Origin of the sequence: Streptomyces sp. H27-H1 (assembly GCF_026627445.1) — a bacterium.
Classification (GTDB): domain Bacteria; phylum Actinomycetota; class Actinomycetes; order Streptomycetales; family Streptomycetaceae; genus Streptomyces.
The window spans coordinates 139506-166098 of record NZ_JAPNLJ010000010.1; the positions used below are offsets into that span (position 1 = coordinate 139506).

Sequence of the window (26593 nt, forward strand, 5' to 3'; positions counted from 1 at the left end):
TGCCATACTTACGTTGCCGTAGGTTACGCGTCCGTAGGGACGGGTGGCCGGGCGGCGCGCCTGCCGACTCCCTCACCCTCAGGGGACACACCTATGACCATCAGTCCCGACGTGATCGAGGACGCCTCCGCGTCTTCCGGCGCGTCCGTGCCGTCCGCGACCCTCGGCGGTGAGAGCAAGCGGTCCGTGGAGCAGATCGCGCTGCTGCTGTTCATCACCGTCCCCTTCCTGGCAGTGCTGGTGGCGCTTCCGCTGGCCTGGGGCTGGGGGGTGAGCTGGCTGGACGTGGGCCTGATGGTGTTCATGTACTTCCTGACCTGCCACGGCATCACCATCGGCTTCCACCGCTACTTCACGCACGGATCCTTCAAGGCGAAGCGGCCGCTGCGCATCGCCTTGGCGATCATGGGCTCGATGGCGGTCGAGGGACCGCTGGTGCGCTGGGTGGCCGACCACCGCAAGCACCACAAGTACTCCGACCACGAGGGTGACCCGCATTCGCCGTGGCGGTTCGGCGAGACGGTGCCGGCCCTGATGAAGGGCCTGTGGTGGGCGCACATCGGGTGGCTCTTCGACGAGGAGCAGACCGACCAGCAGAAGTACGCCCCCGACCTGATCAAGGACCCGGCGATCCGCCGCATCTCGCGCGACTTCCTCTTCTGGACGATCTTCTCGCTGGCGATCCCGCCGGTCGTCGGCGGTCTGGTGACGATGTCGTGGTGGGGCGCCTTCACGGCGTTCTTCTGGGGCTCCCTGATCCGGGTCGCGCTGCTGCACCACGTGACGTGGTCGATCAACTCGATCTGCCACGCGGTGGGCAAGCGCCCGTTCAAGTCGCGCGACCGCTCCGGCAACGTGTGGTGGCTGGCGGTGCTGTCCTGTGGTGAGTCCTGGCACAACCTGCACCACGCCGATCCGACCTCGGCCCGGCACGGTGTGCTGCGCGGCCAGGTCGACTCCAGCGCGCGGCTGATCCGTTGGTTCGAACAGCTGGGATGGGCGTCCGACGTCCGCTGGCCGTCCGAGGCCCGCATCGACGCCCGGCGCAAGGAAGAAGTGTCGAACGCGGCATGATGGGGGGCGTGGGAAACGACGGCAGCAGCTCCAGCAGCGAGAAGCCCAGGCGCAGCCGCCGGGTCCGGATGACGGGCGCCGAACGGCGTCAGCAACTGCTGGACATCGGCCGCATCCTGTTCGCCGAGAAGGGGTTCGAGGGCACGTCGGTCGAGGAGATCGCGGCGAAGGCCGGAGTCTCCAAGCCGGTGGTGTACGAGCACTTCGGCGGCAAGGAAGGCCTCTACGCCGTCGTCGTTGACCGGGAGATGCGCCAGCTGCTGGACGGGGTGACGGGCGCGCTGACGGCCGGGCACCCGCGGGAGCTGCTGGAGCAGGCGGCCTTCGCCCTGCTGGACTACATCGAGAACTACACGGACGGTTTCCGGATCCTGGTCCGGGACTCCCCCGTGGCCCAGTCGACGGGCACCTTCGCCTCACTGATCAGTGATATCGCCACGCAGGTCGAAGACATCCTGGGCCTGGAGTTCAAGGCCCGCGGCTTCGATCCGAAGCTGGCCCCGCTCTACGCGCAGGCACTGGTGGGTATGGTGGCGCTGACCGGCCAGTGGTGGCTGGAGACGCGCCGCCCGAAGAAGGCGGAGGTGGCGGCGCACCTGGTGAACCTGGCCTGGCACGGCCTGGAGAACCTCGAGGCGAAGCCCCGCCTGGTGGGCCACCGCAAGAGCTGAGCGCACTCGCCTGCTCGCGGTGCGCGAGCGGGGACGTCGTGCCTGGTGCCCGGGTCGGGAGGCCCGGGCACTCTTGTGTTCTGAACGCGATCAAAATTACCCTCCTAATCACTATGGCAAACACCTGTCACGCGGGTAGCCTTCGGTTACTTCCCGGGGGGGAATGCCGTCTGATGTGCAGCGCAGCTCTGCCGCGCGCCGTAGGCGACCCCGTTCCACCCGGTTTCACCTGATTTTTCACCAGGGAGACCTCTTGTCTTTCATGCGCTCCTCGCGCTCCGGCCGCATTGCGGCCTGCACCGCCCTCGCCCTCGCGGCAGGCATGATCCTTTCCGGTCCGGTCTCGGCCGATGAGAAGCCCGTGTCCGCGCCGAAGGCCGAACGGCCCAAGGTCGACGACCGCGCCACGGGCGTCCGGCCGAAGGCCGCGGCGCCCAAGGCCAAGACCGACGCGCAGAAGAAGCAGCAGCCCGGCACGAAGGCTGCCGCCAATCCCGTGCCCGCGCTGTTCGACGTCGACGGTGACGGCTGGCAGGACATCCTCTATCGCGGCCTCAGCAACGCGTCGTACCTGAAGACCTTCAACGACACGCAGGACCCGGAGTACTACGTCGAAGGCGCCGGCTCCGGCGAGGACTTCAAGGACGTCATCGAGGCGGGCGACCTCAACCGCGACGGGCGCCCGGAGATCCTCACGCTCTCCGTCACCGGCAAGCTCTCGCTGCTGTCGGCGGACAAGTACGGCGCCTATCGCACCGGCTGGTCCGGCAACGGCTGGAACATCTACAACAAGGTCACCGGCGTCGGCGATGTGACCGGCGACGGCAACGCGGACCTGCTGGCCCGCACGCCCGCCGGCGCCCTGTACCTGTACCCGGGCAAGGGCACGGCCGGTTCGGGCAGCCCCTACGGCTCCCGGATCTCCCTCGGCGGCGGCTGGGGCATGTACTCCCAGATCGTCGGCGGCGGCGACTTCAACGACGACGGCAAGTACGACCTGCTGGCGGCCACGCCGGCCGGCGTGCTGTACGTCTACCCGGGCACCGGCCGTACCTCCGGCGTCTTCGGGAACCGGATCAAGAGCAGCACCGGCTGGAACATGTACAACCAGCTCCAGGTGCTCACCGCCACCCAGGGCGGCAGCTGGCTCGTGGGCCGTGACCCGAGCGGCAAGATGTGGAGCTACGGCTCGAACGGCGCCGGCGGCTTCGCCGACCGCACCGCGATGGGCACGAACTGGCAGTACACCAACCTGTTCGCCGGCCAGGGCGGCGTGCCCGCGCACGGCCGCTCCGATCTCCTGGCCCGCACCAGCGGCGGCGCCGTCTTCGCCTACTTCGGCAGGATGAACGGCGGCTTCGAAGACCGCCAGCAGGTCGCGGCGACCGGCGAAGTTCCGGTCAACCAGGTCAAGATGGCCGTGGCCTCCTCGTTCGGCGCCGAGAACACCTCCAACTGGCTCTTCTCGGGCGGCGGCGCGCTCTACAGCAACGGCACCCTCGTGGGCCATGGCTGGGACATATACAACTCCCTCGTCGGTGTGGGCGACGTGGACGGTGACGGCAACGGCGACCTGCTCGCCCGCGACAAGTCCAACGTCCTGTGGCTCTACCGGAGCTACGGCAACGGCTACCAGTTCCGCGACCGGGTCCGCCTGGGCGCCGGCTGGGGCATCTACAACAAGCTCTTCGGCGCCGGCGACGTGACCGGTGACGGCCGCGCCGACCTGCTCGCCCGCGGTACCGACGGCACGCTGTGGGCCTACCCGGGCAACGGCAGCGCCGGCTTCGGCGACCGGGTCAAGATCGGCACCGGCTGGAACGGCCTGACCAAGCTGGTCGCGACCGGCGACATCACCGGTGACGGCCGTACCGACCTCGTCGGCGTCGACTCCGCCGGGCAGGCGTTCCTGTACAAGGCGACGGGCCTGACGGGCCTGAACACCTTCAAGGACCGCACCTCCCTCGGCGGCGGCTGGAACGCCTACGTCGAGCTGCAGTAAGCGGTCCCGCACGTACGACGGCGCCCCGTCACCGGACAACCGGTGGCGGGGCGCCGTCGTACGTGGGCCGGGTCAGCCGACGGTGGGTTCCAGGAACTCCAGCCGATTGCCGACCGGATCCTCGGAGTAGAAACGGCGGTGGCCCGGGAGATGGTCGTCCCAGACGACCCCGGCGCCGCGTTCCCGCAGTCTCCTCGCGTACGCCTCTATGCCGGTGACCCGCAGTCCCGGGTGGGCCTTGCGTGCGGGGCGGAAGTCGTCCTCGACGCCGAGGTGGAGCTGGACGGGCCCGGCGGCGAACCAGCAGCCGCCGCGCGCCGCGAGCACCGGCGGCTTGGGAATCTCGGTCATGCCGAGGACCTGCGCGTAGTAGGCGCGGAGCCGGTCCTCCGAGCCGGGTGGCGCCGCGAGCTGGACGTGGTCGACGCCGGCGAGCACGGTCAGGCCTCCCTGCGGGCGATGGCGAAGATCCTGCGGAACGGGAAGACGGTGCCGCGGGGGCCCGTGGGGTAGGCCTCGCGCAGCAGGGCGCGGTACTCGTCGAGGAAGGACCCGGCGGCCTCGGCGTCTTCGGCCAGCGCGGTGAGTACGGGCCGCAGCGCGGTGCCCTTGACCCAGTCCAGTACCGGGTCGGGGCCTTGGAGCAGCTGGTGGTAGGTGGTCTCCCACACGTCGGCGGCGCAGCCGAGCTCGGTGAACCGCTGCAGGTATCCGGCGGGTTCGAGTATGTGGATGTAGCGGGCTCCGTGTCCGGCGAGCCGGGCCCTCCAGCGCGGGGTGTCGCACAGCTCGGCGAGGATCCGGTGGCTGGGGGCGGTGAAGTTGCCGGGGATCTGGAAGGCGAAGGTGCCGCCGGGGCGCAGTCCGTGGATCCAGGGGGAGAAGGATGCGGCGTGGCCGGGGACCCACTGCAAGGCGGCGTTGGAGACGATCAGGTCGTAGGGCTCCTCCGGGAGCCAGTCGGCGAGGTCGCCGTGGCGGAAGTCGAGCCGGCCGCCGCCCTGGGTGGGGCCGGCGTGTTCGGCGTCGGCGCGGTGGAGCATCTCGGGGGAGAGGTCGTAGCCGGTGATGTGGGCTTCGGGCCAGCGCTCCGCGATGAGCGCGGTGACGTTGCCGGGGCCGCAGCCGAGGTCGGCGATCCTGGCGGGCCGGGAGGGGAGCTCGGGTATCCGGGCCAGAAGGTCGAGGAAGGGCCTGGCCCGGTGGCCGGCGTGCCGGAGGTACTGCTGGGGGTCCCAGGTGGGGGCGGTCGGCGCGGTGGGCGCCTCGCTCGCGGTGGCCTCGGGTGTCGTCGTGGCGCTGTTCGACGCGGGAATCCTGGCCGGCGCGGTATCGGAATGCATGTTCGAGCCTCCTACTGGCGGTGCGGGGCGGAACCGGAAGCTGCTCCGGCCCCCTCCATGCCCCATGGTGGCGCAAAATATATCTTGACGTCAAGATGCACGAGATCGAGATACTCGATTTAAAGAGACTTCATGTCGACAGACCCTTTACACTGATCGGCATGGAGGACGAGGTCGACCGACTGGTCGCGGCATGGCGGCGGGAACGCCCTGACCTCGACGTGGAACCACTCGAGGTACTCAGCCGAGTCAGCAGGCTCGCGCGGCACCTCGACCGCGCCCGCCGACTGGCGTTCTCCGAGCACGGCCTGGAGCCCTGGGAGTTCGACGTCCTGACGTCGCTGCGGCGGGCCGGCGCGCCCTACCAGCTTTCCCCCGGCCAGTTGTTGACCCAGACCCTGGTCACCTCCGGGACCATGACCAACCGCATCGACCGGCTCGCCAAGAAGGGCCTCGTCGAGCGACTGCCGGACCCCAACGACCGCCGCGGGGTCCTGGTGCGCCTCAGCCCCGAGGGCCGCGACCGCGCCGACCAGGCGCTCGCCGGGCTGCTGGCCCAGGAACGGGCGATCCTGGGCCAGCTCTCGCGGACGCAGCGCGGCGATCTCGCGGCCCTGCTACGCCAGTTGACCGCTCCGTTCGACAACATCCCCGGCTAGTCCCTGCCCCGGCAGTCCCGGCAGGTCCGCGGGCCGTACGCCGGCCCGCCGGGCCAGGGCCACCGCCGCGAGCGTGGAGTGCACGCCCAGCTTCCCCAGCACGTTCTGCATGTGGGTGCGGACGGTGTGCGGGGAGAGGAACAGCCGCGCGGCCACGTCCTTGCGGCCCAGCCCCGCCACCATGCAGCGCAGTACCTCGTGTTCCCTCGGCGTGAGGGACTCCACGAGCTGTTCGCTGTCGGTACGGTGCTTGCGCGCCGCGGTCAGCTCACGGAGCACTCCGGTGAGCAGCGCGGGCGGGAGGTGCGTCTCCTCGCGCAGGACACCGCGGATGACGACCAGGAGCCGCGAGAGCGAGCAGTCCTTGGCCACCCACCCCGAGGCTCCCGCCTGGAGCGCCTGGGCGGCCCGGCGCGGATCGTCGCGCTCGGCGAGCACGACCGTACGGACCCCGGGATGGGACACCCGTACGCCTGCCACGAGCGCGATCCCGTCGGCGGCGGGTGGGACGGGGCCCGGCTCCCGCTGCGCGGGGACGCCCGTGGCGACGGCGGCGAGGTCGGAGTCGACGAGCATGACGTCGAAGCGGCGGCCCTCGGCCACCGCGCGTTCGAGGCAGCGCAGCGCGGCGGGGCCGCTGCCGGCCGCGGAGACGTCCACGTCCGGTTCGGCCGCGAGCGCGGCGGCGAGAGATTCGGCGAAGATGCGGTGATCGTCGACCACGAGTACCCGGATACGGACCACAAAACCCCCAAGGGTCGGGGAACGGACGGCTGCGGGTACGACGCCCGGACCGGGTGATCCGCAGGCGTCGCGGCCGCCGCCGTGACATCTCTGCACTACCCCGGACCGGACGTCGTACCCGACTTGTCTCGACCCCTGAATCAACACCGGCCCCCACCGGTGTCACGCATCAGCGTAGGGCCGGTGTCGGCGCATGGTTGGCCGAATTGCAGAAGTTTTCCGAGCCATTTTCCGGCGAGGCGCATCTGACGGGGCTCAAAGGTGGCTTGAAATCGCCTGCTTGTCGCCGCCGGAAGATCCCTTCCTGCCGGGCGCGTGCCGCGGGCAGTTGCACGAGGTGTATTTCACTCGGCGTGTGCACGCCAGGCGCCCGCGTGAAGCGCTCGCCGAGGGCGCGCCCGGAACGCACGCGCGCCCCCACCCTGATGGGGGCGGAGGCGCGGGTGGAGGGGTACGGCCGTGGGCTGCCTGCCGGGTCAGCCGCGCCGGGCGCGGGTGAAGTTCCAGGCGTCCGTCACGATGCCTGTGAGGTCCGAGCGGGTCGGGGTCCAGCCGAGGCGCTCGTGGGCCGTGCGGGCGGAGGCGACGAGGAAGGCCGGGTCGCCGGCCCGGCGGGGAGCCACGACCTCGGGAATCTCCTTCCCGGTGACCTTGCGGACCGTCTCGATGACCTCGCGGACCGAAAACCCGTTGCCGTTGCCGAGGTTGCACACCAGGTGCTCCCCCTCGGCCGCGGCGCGCAGCGCGGCCAGGTGGGCAGCGGCCAGGTCGGCGACGTGGATGTAGTCCCGTACGCAGGTGCCGTCCGGGGTCGGGTAGTCCTCGCCGAACACGGAGATGGACTCCCGTTCGCCGAGGGCCACTTGCAGGACCAGCGGGATCAGATGGGTCTCGGGGTCGTGCAGCTCGCCGAACTGCCCGTACGCCCCTGCCACGTTGAAGTAGCGCAGCGAGACCGCCGCGAGGCCGTGCGCCACGCACTCCCCCGCGATCATGTGGTCGACGGCCAGCTTCGAGGCCCCGTACGGGTTGGTGGGGGCGGTCACCGAGGACTCGGTCAGCGGCCCGTCGCCGGGCTCCCCGTAGGTCGCCGCGGTGGAGGAGAACACCAGTCTGCGCACGCCCGCCCCGCGCATGGCGGCCAGCAGGGCGAGGGTGCCGCCGACGTTGTTCTCCCAGTACTTGCCGGGGTTCACCACTGATTCGCCGACCTGCGAGGAGGCCGCGAAGTGCAGGACCCCGTCGTAGGAGGGGTCGAGGTACTCGGCGGCGTCCTGGATGCGGCCCTCGATGAACTCGGCGCCGGCCGGCACCCCGGAACGGAAGCCGGTGGAGAGGTCGTCGAGGACGGTGACCTCGTGGCCGGCCTCCAGGAGGTGGGCCGCGACCACCCCGCCCACGTATCCGGCTCCGCCGGTGACCAGGTATTTCGAAGAAGCCGTCTCGCTCACGTGCCCACTGCCTCTCGCCGGGGAAACGCACGCACCGTGCGCGTGCTGGTCACCGGCATACCGGAAACCGCGTCGCCGGGGAAATCCCCGGCCCGGATCAGGCCCCGGCACTCCCGGACGGCGGCGGGCCGGCCCGATCCAGCAGACCGGTACGGGCGGCCAGCGCGGCCGCCTCCAGCCGAGAGCCCACGCCCAGCTTCATCAGCACCCGCTGTACGTGCGTGCGCGCGGTGCTCGGTGCGATGGCCATGCCGGCGGCGATGAGCCGGGTGTCCTCGCCCTCGGCGACCCGGACCAGCACCTCCACCTCGCGCGGGGTGAGCAGCCGCAGCAGCCGGCTGCCCTCGTCGTCGGGCTGGGCCGCGGGGTTGAGCAGTTCGGCGAAGGCACCCTGCAACAGCTGCGGGGAGATCACGACTTCCCCCGCCCGGGCCTTGGCCAGGGCCCGCTCCACGCCCTCGATGCGCTCGTCGTGGCGTACGTACCCCGAGGCGCCGGCGGCGAAGGCGGCCGCGATGCCCCGCGGGCTGGGCACCGGGCCCAGGACCACCACGGCGATCTGCGGGCGCTCCCGCTTGATGCGGACGACCGGCTCGAAGACCCCGGGCTCGGCGGGCGTGGCGGTGCCCAGCAGACAGACCTCCGGGGCCCGGCTGATGACCAGCTCGGCGGCGCCCGCGGCCGGGGCGGCGGCCGCCAGGACCCGGTGGCCACGCAGTTTCAGGGCCGAGGCGAGCGCCTCGGCCAGCAGCCGGTGCTCGTCGACCACCACGACCCGTACGCCCATTGAGGCACCCACCCCCGACCCTTCTGACCCGGCAAGCTACACGCTTGTTCGACGGTCCGGTGCGGATACCGCGCAGAAGCCCCCGGAAGGGCGGGCCTTCCGGGGGCTTCGGGTTCTGCGCGGGTGGTGGCCGTCAGCCCGTCGTGAAGGAGACGAAGTTGTAGTACGGGTCGGTGGAAACGGAGGACTTCCTACTCACGGCGGTACGGGCGATGAAGAGCCTCCCGTTGCCGTAGAGGTATTCGTGGGCGTCCGGCACGTACTGGGTCTCGGCGCGCTGCGATTCCTTGTTCGACGGGTTCTGCATGAGCAGGGTTTCCTTCATCGTGCTGCCGTCGATGGAGACGACCTGGCCACCGCCGTCGTACGGCGGGACCTTGTAGGCGATGAGGTTGGAGCCGTCCATGCGCAGCGGGTACACGGTGTAGCGCTCGCCGGCATCGCCGCGATCGGCGGTCTGCTTGCCGGTCGTCAGGTCGAAGGAGACGATCTCGTTGGTGCGGCCGGAATCGGTCGTGCCCTTGTGCTCCTGGGTCGGCATGTAGACCTTGCCGTTGCCGACGACCATGTGGACGCAGTCCTCGACATCGGTGGCACCGCACTCGGGGTCGTAGTTGCCCGAGGTGAGCGAGATGCGCGTCTTCAGCTGGCCCCCGTCGTCGAGGACGAACAGGTCGCTGACACCCGTGGCGTTCTTGGCGGTGTCGTTGATGTCCACCGCGACGACCAGCGGCTTGGTGGAGACGATCTGGGCGAACTCCAGGCCCGCGGGGAGCTTGTACGAGGACTTCTGCGCGCCGGTGACCGGGTCGAGGCTCTGGGCGGACAGCTCGTAGTCCGAGGACCGGCCGCACCGGCGGATCACGGCGAGGGCCGGGCCGCCCGCGTAGCCGAGGTCCTCGCAGTTGTCCGCGTCGGTCTTGGGTGTCCACAGGGGCTTGCCGTCGGCGAGGTTCCAGGCGGCGCCGCCGTCCAGGCCGCCCGCGGCGACGGTCTGCCCGCTGACGGTGACCTCTTCGAACTTGACGGGCTTGTCGCCGCCGCTCTGGGACTTGCCGTTGGCCTTCCACAGGAGCTTGCCGGTGTTCAGGTCGATGACGCCGACCTGGTTGCACGGCTGGTACTGCTTCTCGGCCGTCGGCAGAGCCTCGTCGAAGAGGATCGCCGTCTTGTTGTCCGAGACCCAGCGGCTCGCGCCGCAGACGTTGGCGCCGAGGGGGATCTCCCACTTCTTGGCGCCGTCGGCCACGTTGTAGCCGACGACCTTGCCCATGTCGGACTTGGCGTAGGTGGTGTCGGTGAGCCAGGAGCCGGGGATCTGGACGAGCTCGGCCGACACCGGCATCGGAACGTTGACCAGGGTCTTCGACTTGGTCTTGGCCGGTGCCTTCTCGGTGCCGCCCGGGGCCTTGTCGCCGCCGGCGGCGGGGCTCGCGCTGCCGCCGGCCACGGGCTGGTCGTCGGAGCCCTTGTCCTCGCCGGAGACGTACCAGAAGCCGCCGCCGACGATGAGGACGATGGCGAGCAGGGCCGCGCCGACGATCATCAGCTGGGTGCGAACGTCGTTGCTGCCGCCGGCGGCGGGGGCCGCCGGGCTCTGGGCCGCGTACATGGGCGCGGTGCCGGGCTGCGGCTGCTGCGGGTAGCCGTAGGACTGCTCCTGCGGATACCCTCCCCCAGCTACCGCTGGGAGGTGCTCCCGGGAGGCCTGCCCGGCGGGCGGACCGGCCGGAACCGTCGGCGGCTGGGGCGGGAGCGGCGGAGGGCCGGCCGGCATGGCGGGGGGCACGGGCGGGGGCGCGCCGAACCCGCCGGACGGCGGCTGGCTGGGGGGCGGCGGGGTACTCATCGGTGCTACTGCCTCTCGGTGGGCGGTTCGGCGGACTGCTCGTTCTCGCGGCGGTCGCTCACTTGCCGAAGACCATCAGGAACTTCTCGCTCTTGTTTTCGGCCTGCAGGTGGGAGGCGGAGACGAACAGCCGGCCGTCCACGTAGTCCACGGCCGGGGAGAGGAAGGAGCTCTCCACCGGTGCGGCGGGTCCGGACGGGTTGCGCAGGACCGCGGTGGGCGTGCCCCCGCCGGCCGGGATCGTGAGGACCTCGCCGCCCTTCTCGCTCTCCGCCTCGCGGTAGACGACGACCTGACCGCCCGCCGCCTTCAGCGGGGTGAGGGTGCGCCCCTCGCCGGCCGGGGTGCGCCACTTCACCTTGCCGGTGCCGAGGTCGAAGGCGACGATCTCGTTCGCCTTGCCGATGTCGGCCTTGGCGGGCAGGTAGAGGGTGTTCGCGTCCACGTAGGAGGAACCACAGCTCTGGAGCGAGCGGTTGAAGAGGCCGCCGCAGCCGACCGGGAAGCTTCCTTCGCCGGAGACGGTGGTGCGCTGCTTGCCGTCGGGTCCGAGGACCACGATGGAGCGCTCCTTGCCCTCGCTGTTGGAGAGGTCGAGGACGATCGGGTCCAGGGAGTAGACGTTCTTGACCTGGAAGCCCTTGGGGAGCTTGTAGATCCAGGTGTTCTTGCCGGTGGCCGGGTCGGCGTCCATGACCTGGACGGTCTTGTCGGTGTCCTGGCAGGTCGCGATGGCGAGCATCTTGCCGTTCATGGCGACGAAGTCGGTGGGCCGGCAGCCCTCTTCCCGCTTGTTGTCGAAGAGCTTGTCCCCGGTGCTGACCTTGAACGCGCTGGTCGTGCCCATCCGGTTGACGACGAGGGCGTCGCCGGTGAGGGCGAGGTCTGGGGTGGTGAAGATGTCGAAGAGGCCTTCCTTCGGGACCTCCTTCGACCATCCCTCCTTGCCGGCCTTGAGGTCGATCATCCGCATCTGGTTGCAGACTGCGCTGCTGGACTCGCCGTCCTTGTACATGACGACGGTCTTGCCGTCCGCGGTCATGTCGGTGACCCCGCAGATCACGGTGGGGAGCGTGAGGGTCCACTTCTCCTTGCCGTCCTTGACCCCGTAGCCGGTGACCGACTTCCAGAGGGTCTTGACCACGGTGTCCCCGACGATCCACTGCCCCTTGGAGTCGACGCCCGCGCCGGGGCCGTCGATCTTGCTGGTCTTGAACCAGAGGACCTTGCTCTCGCCCTGCTTGCGACCGGCGTTGAGGTCCTGCTCCTCCTCACCGCCGTTGCCGCTGCCGTCGCCCTTGTCCACGGAGGCGGAGGCGGAGGGCGAGGCCTTGTCGTCGGCGGGCGGCGTGGTGTCCTGCCCGATGACCTTGTCGGCGGCCTTGTCCTTGCCGGAGAAGAGCAGGAAATAGCCGCCGGTGCCCAGGACGAGGACGCCGGCCACGGCGGCCGCGATCAGCACGGCGAGCTTCTTCTTCGGCCCGGCGGGCGGCCCCGGCGGCATGCCGGGGCCGCCGGGGAAGCCGGGGGCGCCGGGGGGCATGTGCGGGGGCGGCGGCGGGAAGCCGTAGCCCCCGGGCGGCTGCTGACCGTAGGGGCCCTGCGGCTGGGACTGCTGCGCGTAGGGGTTCTCGGCCTGCGGCGGGAACCCGTAACCGGACGGCGGCGGCCCGGGCAGGTGCCCGTAACCGGAAGGGTTCGGCGGCTGGTTCGGCGGCTGGGGCGGCTCGGTCATCAGCGCATACCTTCGGCTTCGGGTGTGGGAGGAAGCCCTTTCTATCACTGCCGGCGAGAACTGCGCCGGGCCGGTCCGCTCCCTGTTCCCAAGGGCGGACCGGCCCGTGATACCGCCGTTATCCGGCCAGTTGGAGTGCGCGGGCCCCGGAGGCTACGCCTCCTCGGCGAGCTCCAGCCAGCGCATCTCCAACTCGTCCCGGTCCGCGATGAGTTCCCGCAGCTCGGCGTCGAGCTTGGCGACCTTGTCGAAGTCGGTTGAGTTCTCGGCGATCTGGGCGTGCAGATTGCCCTCGCGGTCCGACATCTTGTTGAGCTGCCGCTCGATCTTCTGCAGCTCCTTCTTCGCTGCTCGCGCGTCCCCGGAGGCCGAGGACTTTCCGGCGGAGGCCGGGGCCGCCGGAGCGGCCGCGTCGATCATCTTCTGGCGGCGTTCCAGGTACTCGTCAAGACCGCGCGGCAGCATCCGCAGGCTCGCGTCACCGAGCAGCGCCATGACGGTGTCGGTGGTGCGCTCGATGAAGAACCGGTCGTGCGAGATCACGATCATCGACCCCGGCCAGCCGTCGAGGAGGTCCTCCAGCTGGGTCAGCGTCTCGATGTCGAGGTCGTTGGTGGGCTCGTCGAGGAACAGGACGTTGGGCTCGTCCATCAGCAGGCGCAGGATCTGCAGTCGGCGCCGCTCACCACCGGAGAGGTCGCCGACGGGCGTCCACTGCTTCTCCTTGGTGAACCCGAACTGCTCGCACAGCTGGCCGGCCGTCATCTCGCGGCCCTGGCCGAGGTCGACGCGGTCGCGGACGCGCTGTACGGCCTCCAGGACACGCAGGGACGGGTCGAGTTCGCCGACCTCCTGGGAGAGGTAGGCCAGCTTGACGGTCTTGCCGACCGTCACGGAGCCGGCGGCCGGCTGGACCTCGCCCTGGGTGCGGGCGGCCTCGCCGAGGGCGCGCAGCAGGGAGGTCTTGCCTGCGCCGTTGACGCCGACGAGCCCGACGCGGTCGCCGGGGCCCAGGTGCCAGGTGAGGTGCTTGAGGAGCGTCTTGGGGCCGGCCTGGACGGTCACGTCCTCCAGGTCGAAGACGGTCTTGCCGAGGCGGGCGTTGGCGAACTTCATCAGCGCGGACTTGTCGCGCGGCGGCGGCACGTCGGCGATCAGCTCGTTGGCGGCCTCGATGCGGTAGCGCGGCTTGGAGGTCCGGGCGGGGGCGCCGCGGCGCAGCCAGGCGAGCTCCTTGCGCATCAGGTTCTGCCGCTTGCCCTCCTCGGTCGCGGCGATGCGGTCGCGCTCGGCGCGGGAGAAGACGTAGTCGCTGTAGCCGCCCTCGTACTCGTGGACGTCACCGCGCTGCACGTCCCACATGCGGGTGCAGACCTGGTCGAGGAACCACCGGTCGTGCGTGACGCAGACGAGCGCGGAGCGGCGCTCCTGGAGGTGCTTGGCCAGCCAGGAGATGCCCTCCACGTCGAGGTGGTTGGTGGGCTCGTCGAGTACGAGGAGGTCCTGGTCGGCGATGAGCAGCTGGGCGAGCGCGATGCGGCGCCGCTCGCCACCGGAGAGCGGGCCGATGACCGTGTCGAGACCCTGGCCGAACCCGGGCAGGTCGAGGCCGCCGAAGAGGCCGGTCAGGACGTCGCGGATCTTGGCGTTGCCGGCCCACTCGTGGTCGGCCATGTCCCGGATGATCTCGTGCCGGATGGTGGCCTTGGGGTCCAGGGAGTCGTGCTGGGTCAGGACGCCCATGCGCAGGCCGCCGGACTGGGTGACCCGGCCGGTGTCGGGTTCCTCCAGTTTGGCGAGCATCCGGATGAGGGTGGTCTTGCCGTCGCCGTTGCGGCCTACGACACCGATCCGGTCCCCCTCGGATACGCCGAGGGAGATGCCGTCGAGCAGGGTACGTGTGCCGTACACCTTGCTGACTGCCTCGACATTGACCAGGTTGACGGCCATCAGGAGCGCTCCAGGGAAGGGGTGTGGATCAGCCCCTCAGCCTAACCCTCCGCGAAGTGCCGGACCGTTCCGCCGGAAGCCGGCCGCCCGGCGCCGTGCCGATCGAGGCGGGGGCGGTCGTTTCAGCGGTCGCCTCGGGGGCCGTTCCGGGGGTCGTTTCGGGGGCCGTTTCGGCGGTGGCTTCCGCGGTCCTTCCAGCGGTGGCTCCGGCCGTGGTTTCGCTTCCGCCCGAGTACGGCGTCAGCCCAGCCAGATCACGCGGACGATGGAGATCTCCCGCAGCCGCTCGGGCGCCAGGAACACCAGGAACCCGCGGCCACCGAAGATGTCGAGCGTCCGCAGGCCGCCGCCCTCGATGGGTCCGCGTCCCACGTCACCCGCATCCCGGCCGAGGATCGTGAGCTGGTCGGCGAGACGCTCGATCTCGGTCACGACCTCGGGCGGCAGCCCGCCGACGACGTGCGCGGCATCCGGGTTGTAGTGCCACGTCCAGTCGTCGCTCACGCAGCGGCCTCGCGGCGCGCGGCTGCGAGGATCTCCTGGATCTCGGCGACGATCTTGTCGAGGCTCTCCCGGTCACCGGCGGTATCGGCGATCGCCTCCAGCTCCCGCAGCCGCGCCGCGCGGGCGGGATGCCGCTGGATGGCCACGAACTCGCCCCACCACTGGAGGAACGCCCGCAGCGGGGCGATCGTGCTCTGCTCCGAGCTCTGCTCCGCCGCACGGTCCAGGTGCGCGACGAACGCGGGGAGGTGGGCCGGGGCGATCTGGGCCACGGCCACGCGCAACGCGGCCGGGGTGAGGGCCGGCATCGGGATCAGCGGCCTGCCCGTCACGGACTGCTCGGTCATTGGAGCGCCTCCCGCGTCACACTCGTCCGGTCCGCCCTCAGCCTAGTCCCGGGTCAGGCTCCCCGAAGGACTGTTGCCCCTGCCGCGGGGCTCGTGGCCAGGTGGGTGCTGCGGCACGTGCCGGAAGCGTCCAGGGCCGCCGCCACCTTCGCCGCCGACTGCGCGTCGCGGACGAGGAATGCCGTCGTGGGGCCGGATCCGGAGACCAGCGCGGCCAGCGCCCCGGCCCGCGTACCCGCCGCGAGGGTGTCGGCCAGCGACGGCCGCAGCGAGAGGGCCGCGGGCTGGAGCCCGTTGGCCAGGGTGGCGGCCAGCTCGTCCGGGTCGCCGGAGGCCAGGGCCGCGAGGAGGGCCGGGGAGGCCTGCGGAGCGGGTACCTCGGTACCGGCGGTGAGCCTGTCGAACTCCCGGAACACCGCCGGGGTGGACAGTCCGCCGTCGGCCACCGCGAACACCCAGTGGAACGTACCGGCGGCCACCGGGGTCAGGATCTCCCCGCGTCCGGTGCCCAGCGCCGCCCCGCCGACCAGGCTGAACGGCACGTCGCTGCCCAGCTCCGCGCAGATGGCGAGGAGTTCCCCGACCGGGGACTTCAGCTCCCAGAGGGCGTCGCAGGCGAGCAGGGCGGCCGCCCCGTCGGCGCTGCCGCCCGCCATGCCGCCCGCCACCGGGATGCGCTTTTCGATGTGGAGGTGGACGTCGGGGCTCAGGCCGGCCCGCTCCGCCAGGATCTCCGCCGCCCGGGCGGCGAGGTTGGTGCGGTCGAGCGGCACCTTGTCGGCGTCCGGTCCGGCGCAGGTCACGGTCAGCTCTTCGGCGGCGGTCGCGGTGACCTCGTCGTACAGGGAGACCGCGAGGAAGACGTTCGCCAGGTCGTGGAAGCCGTCCGGCCGGGCCGCTCCCACCGCCAGCTGGACGTTGACCTTCGCGGGGACCCTCACGGTGATCGACCCGTTCACAGCGCGGGCCTCTCCGCGGTCGGCTTGTGTTCGGCGATCGCCGCGAACTCCTCGACGGTGAGGGCTTCACCGCGGGCCTGCGGGGAGACACCGGCGGCGACTAGGGCCGCCTCGGCGCCCGCAGCCGACCCGGCCCAGCCGGACAGCGCGGCGCGCAGCGTCTTGCGGCGCTGCGCGAAGGCCGCGTCGACGACCGCGAAGACCTCGGCCTTGGAAGCGGTGGTCTTGACCGGCTCGGCCCGGCGGACCAGTGAGACGAGCCCGGAGTCGACGTTCGGAGCGGGCCAGAACACCTTGCGGCCGATGGCCCCGGCCCGCTTGACGTCCGCGTACCAGTTGGCCTTGACGGAGGGGACTCCGTACACCTTGTTGCCGGGCTCGGCGGCGAGCCGGTCGGCGACCTCGGCCTGGACCATGACCAGGGTCCGTTCGATGCTCGGGAAGCGGTCGAGCATGGTGAGCAGGACCGGCACGGCCACGTTGTACGGCAGGTTCGCGACGAGCGCGGTGGGCGGCGGGCCGGGCAGTTCCTTGACCAGCATCGCGTCGGAGTGGACCAGCGTGAAGCGGTCCTTGCGATCCGGCATCCGCGCCTCGATGGTGGCGGGCAGCGCGGCGGCCAGGATGTCGTCGATCTCGACGGCGACGACCCGGTCGGCGACCTCCAGCAGTGCGAGCGTCAGCGAGCCCAGTCCGGGGCCCACCTCGACGACCACGTCGTCCGGCCGGACCGCGGCGGTGCGCACGATGCGGCGCACCGTGTTGGCGTCGATGACGAAGTTCTGGCCCTTCTGCTTCGTCGGCCGTACGCCGAGTACGGCGGCCAGCTCCCGGATGTCGGCCGCCCCGAGGAGGGCCGAGGTTTCGGGCGGGGCGGTCTCCGGCGCGGAGGTTTCGGGCTGCTGCTCTGCGGTGCTCACCGATAAAGGGTACGGCCGCAGTGCGGCCACGGACTCGCCCCCCGCGTGACGTAGAGCTTCTTCGCGCGGTACGTCTGTTCCGGGCCCGGCGCGTCCTGCGGGCGGCCGCTGCCGCCGAGGGCCTGCCAGGTCTGCACGTCGAACTGGTACAGCCCCCCGTAAGTCCCCGACGCGTCCGTGGCGCCGGCCCGGCCGCCCGACTCACAGCGGGCCAACGCACCCCAGTCGAGGCCGTCGGCGCCCCGCACGGAGGTGGGCAGCGGCTTGGTGCCGATCTTGACGAGCTGGCTGACGGGCTCGCGGACGGTCTCCTCGGCGACCCGGCGGGGCTTTTGCCGGACCCCGTTGACGGTGCGCATGCTGTACGTGACCCTGCGCGCGCCGGGGCGGCCCGAGCGCTCGACGACTTCGGTGCCGGCGAAGAGGGCGGGGTCCTTGACCCGGTCGGTCCGGTAGGGGATGCGTTCCTCGCGGATCTCGCGGGTGCCGGTGATCCGGAGCACGGTGACGGTCTGGCCGTCGCGCGGGAAGGAGCCGGCGGGCACAGAGGTGGTGTCCTGGCCGTGGAGGGTGATGCCGGCTTCGTCGAGGGCCTCCTGGACGGTGGCCGCGTTGGTGCGGATGGCCCGCTCGCGGCCGTCGGCCATGAAGGTGATGCTGCGCTCGGTGCGGACGGCGAGGGTCAGGCCGCTCCGGGGGACGGGGGCGGTGCGGAGTGTGGAGAGGTAGGCGCCTTCGGCGCGGATGCCGAACTGGCGCAGTGCGCCGTCCACGGTGCGGGCGGTGGTCCACACCTCGCGGCGCTGGCCGTCGAGGGTCAGGCTCAGCGGGCGGCCGTAGCGCAGGACGATCTCGTCGCCGTCGCCCAGGGCCTCGTCCGCGGCCGGGGCGACGAGGTCGTGGGGGCCGATGCCGAGTCCTTCGGCGGCGAGCAGTTCGTCCACGTCGTCGGCGAAGGTGTGCAGGGTCCGCGGGACTCCGTCGACGGTGAGGCGTACGGCCTTGTCGGCGGCGACGAAGGCGGTGGTGCCGCCCGCCAGGAACGCGACGACCAGGGCCTGGGGCACGAGGCGCCGCCAGGTGTCGCGGGGTGCGGGGGCGCCGCCCCGGCGCCGGGTGCGGGGGCCGGTGCCGACGGCGGGTCCGGCCGGCGCGGGCACCGTGGCGAGTCCGCCCCTGCGCCGCCCGGTCCCCGCCGGAGCCGGTCCGGCGGGGGCGGGGTCGAAGGGCGCGGCCGGCCCGGCGCGGCGGCGGCCGGTGGCCGGGGCGTCCGGCTCGGGGGCGAGGACGGGAACGGCCGCCGGGGCGGGGGTCCGGCCGCGTGCCCGGCGGCCCGCCCCGGGCTCGGCGGCCGTCCGTCGGCGCCCGCCGCCCCGGGGGGCCGGCACCCCGGGCTCCGGGTGCGGCTCCGCGTCCGGGTCCGCGTACGGCCCCGGTCCGGCGTCCTGATCGGGGTCCCCGGCCCAGGGGTCGCGGCCACCGGGCGGCGGCCAGGCCACATCGCTCATCGCGCTCGCTCCACTGGTCCGTCCGGCTGCTTCGGGCACGGCACCCTAGCGGAGCGGCCGTCACGCTACAAAGCGGAACGGCTACGGAACGTGGCGTACGGGTGAGAGTTGGGGCGGCGGCCCCTGAAGGTCCCCGGCAGCGGCTCAGCGGGCCCTCAGTAGTCGAAGGCGCGGGCCGTGTTGGCCGCCAGCGCCGTCGCCATGGCGTCCTCGTCGATACCGCGGACGGCGGCCATGGCCCGTACGGTCAGTGGGATGAGGTAGGGCGCGTTGGGCCGCCCGCGGTACGGGACCGGTGTCAGGTACGGGGCGTCCGTCTCCACGAGCACCAGTTCCAGCGGGGCCACCGCGAGGGCTTCGCGCAGCGGCGCCGCGTTCTTGAAGGTGACGGTCCCGGCGAAGGACATGTAGTAGCCGGCGGCGGCGCACTCCCGGGCCATCTCCGCGTCGCCGGAGTAGCAGTGGAAGACGGTCCGCTCGGGGGCGCCCTCCTCGCGCAGGACGCGCAGGACGTCCGCGTGCGCCTCGCGGTCGTGGATGACCAGGGCCTTGCCCTGCCGCTTGGCGATCTCGATGTGCGCGCGGAAGGAGCGCTCCTGCGCGGCCATGCCCTCCGGGCCGGTCCGGAAGTGGTCGAGGCCGGTCTCGCCGACCGCCTTCACGTGCGCGAGGGACGCCAGGGCCTCGATCTCGGCGAGCGCGTCGTCGAGGGCGGCCTCGCCGCCGCCCGTCCGGGCAGCCTGCCTGGACCATCCTCCCCCAGCCCCAGGGGGCTGGGAGGTGCCCCCTGGGTCCCCGTGCACGATCCGGGGGGCTTCGTTGGGGTGCAGGGCCACGGCCGCGTGAACGTTTCCGTACGCGGCGGCCGTCTCGGCGGCCCAGCGGGATCCCTTCACGTCGCAGCCCACCTGGACGACGGTCGTGACCCCGACCGAGGCGGCCTTGGCCAGGCCCTCCTCGACGGTGCCGGACTGCATGTCCAGGTGGGTGTGGGAGTCGGCGACCGCCACCCGGAGCGGTTCGGGCAGCGGGGGCGGTGCGTCGTTCGACGTACTACGGCTCATACGGCCGATCTTATGACCGGCGGAAGAACCCCAGCAGCCGGGCCATCAGCCCGGGCTGTTCCACCGGTACCGGTCCGGGGGCGTCGTGCGGGGCGGTCTTGCGCTGCTTCGGGGCCCTCACGGTGTACCCGGCGGGCACCGGGCCGGCGATCCCCGGGGCCGCGCGGTGGTGGTAGAGCTGGTCGATCATGCCCGCGACCGACTTGACCTGGCCCTCCCGCATGATCCGCACCACGTGTCCGCCGCAGTTCATGCAGGTCGGGTTGGACAGGGGAGAGGGGACCCGTTCGCCGTCCACCGTGTAGACGATGAAGGGCATGCCCCTGCCGTCTACGTGGTGCTCGATCTCGTACCCCTGCTCCCAGCCGTAACCGCACTTCATGCACGCGAAGGCGTACGCCTCGTGCACCGTCGGCACGGCAGCGGGGGCGGGGCCTCTCGCCGGGACGGCCGGCGCGGCAACGGTTGACGTGACGGTTGAAGTGACGGGTGCCGCGACTGGTTGGGGTTCAGCGATCTCACTCATGCCAGCTCCTCTTGTCCACTGGTGCCATTGCCAGTGGACGCCTCTTCGGGCGGGAGCGCATCAGGCCCTGTCGACTGTTGGACGGTCTTTGGGCGAGTCATGCCCAAAGCGCCCGGTGCGCGGTCTGAGCTTTGCTTTTCAGGTTAGCTCTTTACCGACTGACGGCGACTTTTGTGCCGCGTTCTTTGCCGCGACGACCGCGTCGAACACCTCGCGCTTGGGTACCCCGGCCTCGGCCGCGACCGCCGCGATGGCCTCCTTGCGCCGCTCCCCCGCCTCCTCGCGCACCCGTACCCGGTTCACCAGCTCCTCGGCGTCCACATCGCCGGGGGCCGCGGCCGGGGCGCCTTCGACGACGACGGTGATCTCGCCGCGCACGCCTTCGGCGGCCCAGGCGGCCAGCTCGCCGAGCCCGCCGCGCTTGATCTCCTCGTAGGTCTTGGTCAGCTCGCGGCAGACGGCGGCGCGGCGCTCGGCTCCGAAGACCTCGGCCATCGCGGCCAGGGTGTCGTCGAGCCGGTGCGGGGCCTCGAAGTAGACGAGGGTGCGGCGTTCGGCGGCGACCTCGCGGAGCTTGCCGAGGCGCTCGCCCGCCTTGCGCGGCAGGAAGCCCTCGAAGCAGAAGCGGTCGACCGGCAGCCCGGAGAGTGCGAGCGCGGTGAGTACGGCGGAGGGCCCGGGTACGGCCGTGACCTTGATGTCCTTCTCCACGGCGGCGGCGACGAGCCGGTAGCCGGGGTCGGAGACGGAGGGCATGCCGGCGTCCGTCACCAGCAGGACGCGCTTGCCGGCCACGAGTGCCTCGACCAGTTCGGGGGTGCGCGCGGACTCGTTACCCTCGAAGTACGACAGGACGCGCCCGGTGGTGTACACGCCGAGCCCCTGCGTCAGCCGGCGCAGCCGACGGGTGTCCTCGGCGGCGATCACGTCGGCCCGTTCCAGCTCGGAGGCGAGCCGCGGCGGGGCGTCGGCGAGGTCGCCGATGGGGGTCCCGGCGAGGACGAGGACGCCCGCCCCGTGCACGTCGGAGGGGGCCGGGGAGGGGGCTTCGGCGGAGCGGGGCTGGTCAGTGGTCACCGTCCCATCCTCTCAGCCGCCCCAACCGCCGCGCCCCACACTCCCGTCCCCCTGGGTCTGGCACAGGCTCGTTCCCTACGATGTGCCGGTGACCAGTACCGCGACGCCGCCGCCCAGCCCTGCGGGGGCCCCGCCCGCCACCGAGGCCGGACCCGGCCCGGACCCCGCCGCCCAGCCGTCCGCCTGGCTGCGCCGCCTGCGCGGCTTCGGCTACCAGCCGCCCGCCGGGGCGAAACGGCAGTCGGACGTCCGCACCCGTCTGGTGCCCCCGTACGCACGGCCGTCCGAGCAGCTGTGGGCGCAGCTGGGGGTCGGGCCAGCCACCGCGGAACGCTGGCAGAGAGTGCTGGCCTGGGCCGGTCCGCTGCTGGTGGCCCTGGTCGCCGGGGTGCTGCGGTTCGCCCACCTGGGCAACCCGAAGGCGGTGATATTCGACGAGACGTACTACGCCAAGGACGCCTGGGCCACGATCAAGCAGGGCTACGAGGCGAGCTGGCCCAAGGACATCGACAAGTCGATCCTCGCCAACCCCGACGGCGTCCCCCTCCCGCTGGACCCGGGCTACGTCGTGCACCCGCCGGTCGGCAAATGGGTGATCGGCCTGGGCGAGTGGATGTTCGGCTTCGACCCGTTCGGCTGGCGGTTCATGACCGCGCTGCTCGGCACCCTGTCCGTGCTGATGCTGTGCCGGATCGGGCGCCGGCTGTTCCGCTCCACGTTCCTGGGCTGCCTGGCCGGCCTCCTGCTGGCGGTCGACGGCCTGCACCTGGTGATGAGCCGGACCGCCCTGCTCGACCTGGTGCTGATGTTCTTCGTGCTGGGGGCCTTCGGATCGCTGGTCATCGACCGGGACAAGGCTCGGGCCGGACTCGCGGCCGCGCTCCCGGTGGACGAGGAGGGACGGGCCCGGCCGGATGCCGTGATCGCGGAGACGCTGCGGCTGGGCTGGCGCCCGTACCGGCTGCTGGCCGGGGTCTGTCTGGGCCTGGCCTTCGGTACGAAGTGGAACGGCCTGATCGTGCTCGCCTTCTTCGGCGTGCTGACCGTCCTGTGGGACGCGGCCGCACGACGCACGGCGGGCGCGGGCGCCCCGTACACGGCGATGCTGCGCCGCGACGCGCTGCCCGCCTTCCTCTCCACCGTCCCGGTGGCGATCTCCGTCTACGTGGCCTCGTGGCTCGGCTGGATCCTCTCCCCCGACAACGGCAAGGGCGGCTACTTCCGCGACTGGGCCGCCAAGAACGACCAGCACAGCTCGTGGTCCTTCCTGCCGGAGTGGCTGCGGAGCATGTGGCACTACGAGACGGAGGTCTACAAGTTCCACGTGGGCCTGACCTCGGGCCACACCTACGAGTCGAACCCGTGGAGCTGGCTGGTCCTGGGCCGTCCCGTCTCCTACTTCTACGAATCCCCGTCGCCCGGCACCGACGGCTGCCCGGCGACGGAGACGGCCAAGTGCGCGCGCGAGGTGCTGGCGCTCGGCACGCCGCTGCTGTGGTGGGCGGGCTGCTTCGCCCTGCTGTACGTGCTGTGGCGGTGGTTCTTCCGCCGCGACTGGCGGGCGGGCGCGATCGCGTGCGCGCTCGGCGCGGGCCTGCTGCCCTGGTTCAACTACCAGGAGCGGACCATCTTCTTCTTCTACGCGGTGGTCTTCGTCCCGTACCTGTGCCTGGCGGTGGCCATGATGATCGGCGCCCTGCTGGGCCCGGCCGGCTCCTCGGAACGCCGCCGCGCCCTGGGGGCGGTGGCGGCGGGTGTCCTCGTGCTCCTGATCGTGTGGAACTTCATTTATTTCTGGCCGATCTACACCGGACAGACCATCCCGATGGATTCCTGGCAGAACCGGATGTGGCTGGACACCTGGGTCTGACGGCGCGGGTGTGAGCTTGCCCGGACTTGGCGACAAACCCCTGGACCGCGCATCTGTTCGGCGTAAAGTCTGCGCCAGGGGGCCTTGAACGCGTTCAGCGATCGGGGGCCGTGGCACGGGGGACGGGGACAGGGCAATGAACGGGGCCGCAAAGGGCGCCCTCATCGGCGGGGTGTTCCTCGCGATGCTGGGCGGGGCCGGGTACGGGGTGTACTCGCTGGTGGGGGACGCCGGCGGGAGCGACGCCAAGAACACGAGCGCGACCGGCCCCGTGACCCCCGCCAAGGGCACGGGGCCGGTCAGCGACAAGGACGCCGCGGCGACCGCCAAGGCCTTCTTCGCCGCATGGTCGGCGGGGGACGCCCGGGCGGGGGCCGATCTGACGAACAATCCGGCAGAGGCGCAGGGCGCCCTCGGCGACCTCACGACCAAGGCCTACGTGTCCAAGGTGTCGATCACCCCCGGCGCGCAGACCGGGACCACGGTGTCGTACTCCGTCGCCGCGGAGGTCACCTACGAGGGGGTCACCAAGCCCCTCGCCTACGAGTCGAAGCTGACCGTGGTCCGCGGCAACACCACGGGGCTGCCGCTCGTCGACTGGCAGCCCTCGGTGCTCCACCCGCAGCTCCAGAAGGGCGAGAAGCTGCGCGGCGGCGCCCCGGCCGACCCGCCCGTCAAGGCCGTCGACCGCAAGCACCGGGAGCTGACGGCCGAGAAGTACCCGTCGCTGCGCCCGGTGCTCGACAGCCTGCGCGCGACGTACGGGGAGCGGCTGGGCGGCAAGAGCGGCGCCGAACTGTGGATAGAGCCGGTCGCGCAGGAAGCCCCCCGGCGGACCCTGCTGACGCTGGTCGAGGGCACGCCGGGGGAGATCGAGACCGTCCTGGACGCGGACGTCCAGGCGGCTGCCGAGCGGGCGGTCCTGAAGTTCCCGCAGGCATCGGTGGTCGCCGTCCAGCCGAGCACCGGGAACATCCTGGCCATCGCCGACCATCGCGCCGACGGCTTCCCCGCGTCCCTCAGCGGAGCCCGCGCACCGGGCTCGACGATGAAGATCGTGACCGGCGCGATGCTGCTGGACCGGGGTCTGGTGGCTGCGGGCAAGGTCGCCGAGTGCCCGGCGGAGGTGTCGTGGGAGGGGAGGACCTTCAAGAACCTGAAGGGATTCAAACTCGACGGCAAGACCTTCGCGACGAGCTTCGCCCAGTCCTGCAACACCGCCTTCATCAAGCAGATCAAACCGGTCGGCGACATCGACGCGCTCCCGAAGGAGGCGCGTGAGGTCTTCGGCATCGGCGCCGGCATCGAGTGGAAGGTGGGCGTGCCCACCGTCGACGGCAAGGTCCCGGACGCGACGGGCCCGGCGGCGGCGGCCGCGTACATCGGGCAGGGCCAGATCCAGATGAACCCGCTGACGATGGCCTCGATCACGGCGACCGCCCGGACCGGGGTGTTCCGCCAGCCCGTGGTCGTCAAGGCCTCCCTGGACGGCCGCCGGCTCGCGAAGGCCTCACGGTCGATGAAGCCCTCGGTGGCGGCGCAGCTGGTGCGGATGATGAAGCTGACGGCCACCGAGGGCACGGCCCGGGGTGCGATGTCCGCGGTCGGCGGCTCCGACAAGGGCGCCAAGACCGGCTCCGCGGAGGTCGACGGGGCGCAGAGCCCGGACAGCTGGTTCACCGGCTTCAGCGGTGACGTGGCGGCCGCGGCGATGGTCGAGGGCGGCGGGCACGGCTCCGACGCGGCGGGTCCGATCGTGGCGGCCGTCCTGAACGCGGGCTGACGGTCCGGCGCGGCCGGCGCTCAGCGCTCCCGTACATCGGCCTGCGCGGCCCCCGCGTGCCGGATCAGCTCGCGCGGGTCCATGGGGAACACCGTGTGCGGGGTCCCCGCGGCCGCCCAGACCACGTCGTGGGCCAGCAGGGAGCGGTCAGCGAGGACCCGGGTGCGGGTGCGGTGCCCGAAGGGCGGGACCCCACCGATGGCGTATCCGGTGGTCTCCCTGACCAGGGCCGCGTCGGCCCTGGTCACGGCGCCCGCGCCGAGCTCGCGGCGCACCGCCTCCACGTCCACCCGGGAGGCCCCGTCCATGAGGACCAGGACGGGAACCCCGTCGGCGGCGAAGATCAGCGACTTCACGATCTGGCTGAGCTCGCACCCGATCGCGGCGGCCGCGTCGGCGGCGGTCCGGGTCCCGTCGGGGAAGCTCCGTACGTCCGGCTCCAGGCCCAGTGCGGCGAGGGCTTCGGCGAAGAGGGGATGCGCGGTGGTCGTCATGGAGGAACGCTAGCGCTCCCGTCCCCGTATGCGCGACGCCCCTTGCCCGCCCGGCCGGGTGGGAGGGCGGGTCCCGCTACAGCGCGGAGCGCAGGGCCCGGACCAGTGCCTGGGCGCGCGGGTCGGCGGTGACTGACTTGGCGTGGGCGTTGGTGACGTAGCCGAAGCCGATGCCCGCCTCCGGGTCCGCGAAGGCCAGGGAGCCGCCGCGGCCGGGGTGCCCGAAGGAGGCCGGGGACAGCAGCGGGGAGGACGGGCCGTGCAGCATGTAGCCGGGGCCGAAGCGGGTGTTGACCACCAGGACGCGGTCCGGTCCGGACGAGAACTCCTTGGCGGCGAGTGCGGTGGTGGCCGGTGTGAAGATGCGCGCCCCGTCCTGCACCACCCCGATGGTGGCCGCGTAGAAGCGGGCCAGTGCGCGGGCCGTGCCGATGCCCGCCGAGGCCGGCAGTTCTGCCGCCCGGTAGGCGGGGTCGTTCTCGTCGGGCAGCGGGTCGATGGCCGCGAAGGCGCGGCGGGTGAGGGAGTCCGGGTCTGCGTAGGCCTCGGAAACGTTGCGCCTGGGCCGGGTCCTGAGCATGCCGGCGCTCTCCGGCGGCTCGACCGGCGCCACCCGGCCCACCCGGTGGGCCTCGGCCTCCGGCAGGCCGATCCAGAAGTCGATGCCCAGCGGCTCCGCGATGTCCTCGGCCAGGATGCTCCCCAGCGAGCGGCCGGTCGCCCGCAGCACCAGCTCGGACAGCAGCCAGCTGAAGGTCTGCGCGTGGTAGCCGTGCTCGGTGCCGGGCTCCCAGAAGGCTTGCTGGGCGGCGACCGCGCGCGGTCCGCTGACCCCGTCCGCGGCCTCGGCGACGGTCAGCCCGCGGTCCAGGGCCGGGACTCCGGCGCGGTGCGCGAGCAGGTCGCGGACCCGGGTCCGGTCCTTGCCGCCGGCCTTGAACTCGGGCCAGTACGAACCCACCGGCGCGTCCAGGTCGAGCAGTCCGCGCTGCTGGAGCAGCAGCGGTACGGCGGCGGCCACGCCCTTGGTCGCGGAGCGGACGATCTGCACGGTGTCCTCGGCCCAGGGGTCCGTGCCCTCCGCGTCCTTGGTGCCGGCCCAGAGGTCGACGACCTTGCGCCCGTCGCGGTACACGGCCACCGCCGCGCCCCGGTCCCCGAGCACCTGGAAGTTGCGTACGAACGCGTCCTTGACGGGCTCGAAGCCCTCCGCCACCACACCCTTGATGTCCACGGGCCGTACAACAACCCCCGACCGGCGGTTATGCCACCGAAG

General features: G+C 71.9%; 24 protein-coding genes. 6 read left to right on the forward strand and 18 right to left on the reverse strand.

From position 1 onward, the window contains the following. Positions 1–93: 93 nt before the first annotated feature. The 3 genes from OTB20_RS13750 to OTB20_RS13760 all read left to right on the forward strand — a co-directional run bounded on the left by OTB20_RS13750 (position 94) and on the right by OTB20_RS13760 (position 3747). Positions 94–1074, forward strand: a complete 981-nt coding sequence (locus OTB20_RS13750; protein WP_267817497.1) for an acyl-CoA desaturase — start codon at positions 94–96, stop codon at positions 1072–1074. Then, positions 1074–1745 (forward strand): TetR/AcrR family transcriptional regulator, encoded by a 672-nt coding sequence (locus tag OTB20_RS13755; protein ID WP_267756575.1) that lies wholly within the window; start codon positions 1074–1076, stop codon positions 1743–1745. Before OTB20_RS13750 ends, OTB20_RS13755 begins: the two co-directional genes overlap by 1 nt. 262 nt (positions 1746–2007) lie before the next feature. Continuing rightward, the gene (locus OTB20_RS13760) at positions 2008–3747 is read left to right on the forward strand and encodes an FG-GAP repeat domain-containing protein (RefSeq protein WP_267817596.1); all 1740 of its coding nucleotides are present in this window, start codon (positions 2008–2010) and stop codon (positions 3745–3747) included. A gap of 72 nt (positions 3748–3819) precedes the next feature. Here the strand turns inward: OTB20_RS13760 and OTB20_RS13765 are convergent, their stop codons facing one another. Together OTB20_RS13765 and OTB20_RS13770 are read right to left on the reverse strand one after the other, a co-directional pair. Continuing rightward, positions 3820–4185 carry a VOC family protein gene (locus OTB20_RS13765; RefSeq protein ID WP_267817498.1) on the reverse strand — a complete coding sequence of 122 codons (366 nt, stop codon included), beginning with the start codon at positions 4183–4185 and terminating at the stop codon, positions 3820–3822. Positions 4186–4187: 2 nt separating this feature from the next. Beyond that, the gene (locus OTB20_RS13770) at positions 4188–5090 is read right to left on the reverse strand and encodes a trans-aconitate 2-methyltransferase (RefSeq protein ID WP_267817499.1); all 903 of its coding nucleotides are present in this window, start codon (positions 5088–5090) and stop codon (positions 4188–4190) included. 161 nt (positions 5091–5251) lie between these two features. On the opposite strand from OTB20_RS13770, the gene OTB20_RS13775 reads away from it, so the two are divergent. Next, positions 5252–5749, forward strand: a complete 498-nt coding sequence (locus OTB20_RS13775) for a MarR family winged helix-turn-helix transcriptional regulator (protein ID WP_267756510.1) — start codon at positions 5252–5254, stop codon at positions 5747–5749. Here the strand turns inward: OTB20_RS13775 and OTB20_RS13780 are convergent. From OTB20_RS13780 to rsmI, 14 genes are all read right to left on the reverse strand, one after another. Beyond that, positions 5708–6493, reverse strand: coding sequence for a response regulator transcription factor (locus OTB20_RS13780; RefSeq protein ID WP_267817500.1), 786 nt, complete (start codon positions 6491–6493; stop codon positions 5708–5710). The genes OTB20_RS13775 and OTB20_RS13780 overlap by 42 nt on opposite strands. A gap of 476 nt (positions 6494–6969) precedes the next feature. Further along, on the reverse strand, positions 6970–7944 hold the full coding sequence (gene galE / locus OTB20_RS13785) for a UDP-glucose 4-epimerase GalE (protein WP_267817501.1): 975 nt from the start codon (positions 7942–7944) through the stop codon (positions 6970–6972). Between the two features lie 97 nt (positions 7945–8041). After that, the gene (locus OTB20_RS13790; protein WP_267817598.1) at positions 8042–8731 is read right to left on the reverse strand and encodes a response regulator transcription factor; all 690 of its coding nucleotides are present in this window, start codon (positions 8729–8731) and stop codon (positions 8042–8044) included. Between the two features lie 133 nt (positions 8732–8864). Then, positions 8865–10580: a PQQ-binding-like beta-propeller repeat protein gene (locus tag OTB20_RS13795; protein ID WP_267817502.1), complete on the reverse strand. Its 1716-nt coding sequence runs from the start codon at positions 10578–10580 to the stop codon at positions 8865–8867. A gap of 58 nt (positions 10581–10638) precedes the next feature. Beyond that, positions 10639–12315 carry a PQQ-binding-like beta-propeller repeat protein gene (locus OTB20_RS13800; RefSeq protein ID WP_267817503.1) on the reverse strand — a complete coding sequence of 559 codons (1677 nt, stop codon included), beginning with the start codon at positions 12313–12315 and terminating at the stop codon, positions 10639–10641. 153 nt (positions 12316–12468) lie between these two features. After that, positions 12469–14265, reverse strand: a complete 1797-nt coding sequence (locus OTB20_RS13805) for an ABC-F family ATP-binding cassette domain-containing protein (RefSeq protein ID WP_267817504.1) — start codon at positions 14263–14265, stop codon at positions 12469–12471. Between the two features lie 240 nt (positions 14266–14505). Further along, the gene (locus OTB20_RS13810) at positions 14506–14769 is read right to left on the reverse strand and encodes a hypothetical protein (RefSeq protein WP_267756520.1); all 264 of its coding nucleotides are present in this window, start codon (positions 14767–14769) and stop codon (positions 14506–14508) included. Continuing rightward, on the reverse strand, positions 14766–15116 hold the full coding sequence (locus OTB20_RS13815) for a hypothetical protein (RefSeq protein ID WP_267756522.1): 351 nt from the start codon (positions 15114–15116) through the stop codon (positions 14766–14768). The genes OTB20_RS13810 and OTB20_RS13815 overlap by 4 nt, the downstream gene beginning before the upstream one ends. A 53-nt stretch (positions 15117–15169) precedes the next feature. After that, positions 15170–16075: a 4-(cytidine 5'-diphospho)-2-C-methyl-D-erythritol kinase gene (locus OTB20_RS13820; RefSeq protein WP_267817505.1), complete on the reverse strand. Its 906-nt coding sequence runs from the start codon at positions 16073–16075 to the stop codon at positions 15170–15172. After that, positions 16072–16995 (reverse strand): 16S rRNA (adenine(1518)-N(6)/adenine(1519)-N(6))-dimethyltransferase RsmA, encoded by a 924-nt coding sequence (rsmA, locus tag OTB20_RS13825; RefSeq protein ID WP_420716387.1) that lies wholly within the window; start codon positions 16993–16995, stop codon positions 16072–16074. Before rsmA ends, OTB20_RS13820 begins: the two co-directional genes overlap by 4 nt. Continuing rightward, positions 16992–18503 carry a ubiquitin-like domain-containing protein gene (locus OTB20_RS13830; RefSeq protein WP_267817506.1) on the reverse strand — a complete coding sequence of 504 codons (1512 nt, stop codon included), beginning with the start codon at positions 18501–18503 and terminating at the stop codon, positions 16992–16994. Before OTB20_RS13830 ends, rsmA begins: the two co-directional genes overlap by 4 nt. A gap of 155 nt (positions 18504–18658) precedes the next feature. Then, complete coding sequence (locus OTB20_RS13835) at positions 18659–19567, reverse strand: TatD family hydrolase (RefSeq protein ID WP_267817507.1); 909 nt, start codon at positions 19565–19567, stop codon at positions 18659–18661. A 10-nt stretch (positions 19568–19577) separates the two neighbouring features. Then, positions 19578–19949, reverse strand: a complete 372-nt coding sequence (locus tag OTB20_RS13840; RefSeq protein WP_267817600.1) for a hypothetical protein — start codon at positions 19947–19949, stop codon at positions 19578–19580. 282 nt (positions 19950–20231) lie between these two features. Then, a complete protein-coding gene (rsmI, locus tag OTB20_RS13845; RefSeq protein ID WP_267817602.1) occupies positions 20232–21116 on the reverse strand; it encodes a 16S rRNA (cytidine(1402)-2'-O)-methyltransferase in 885 nt (294 codons plus the stop codon). 142 nt (positions 21117–21258) lie between these two features. Between rsmI and OTB20_RS13850 the strand changes: the two genes are divergently transcribed. After that, a complete protein-coding gene (locus tag OTB20_RS13850; protein WP_420716388.1) occupies positions 21259–23040 on the forward strand; it encodes a dolichyl-phosphate-mannose--protein mannosyltransferase in 1782 nt (593 codons plus the stop codon). Positions 23041–23176: 136 nt separating this feature from the next. Then, positions 23177–24823 carry a penicillin-binding transpeptidase domain-containing protein gene (locus OTB20_RS13855; RefSeq protein ID WP_267817508.1) on the forward strand — a complete coding sequence of 549 codons (1647 nt, stop codon included), beginning with the start codon at positions 23177–23179 and terminating at the stop codon, positions 24821–24823. Positions 24824–24843: 20 nt separating this feature from the next. Here OTB20_RS13855 and OTB20_RS13860 read toward each other — a convergent pair whose 3' ends face one another. Beyond that, positions 24844–25317: a YbaK/EbsC family protein gene (locus OTB20_RS13860; RefSeq protein ID WP_267817509.1), complete on the reverse strand. Its 474-nt coding sequence runs from the start codon at positions 25315–25317 to the stop codon at positions 24844–24846. Between the two features lie 76 nt (positions 25318–25393). After that, on the reverse strand, positions 25394–26551 hold the full coding sequence (locus OTB20_RS13865) for a serine hydrolase domain-containing protein (protein WP_267817510.1): 1158 nt from the start codon (positions 26549–26551) through the stop codon (positions 25394–25396). Positions 26552–26593: the final 42 nt, after the last annotated feature.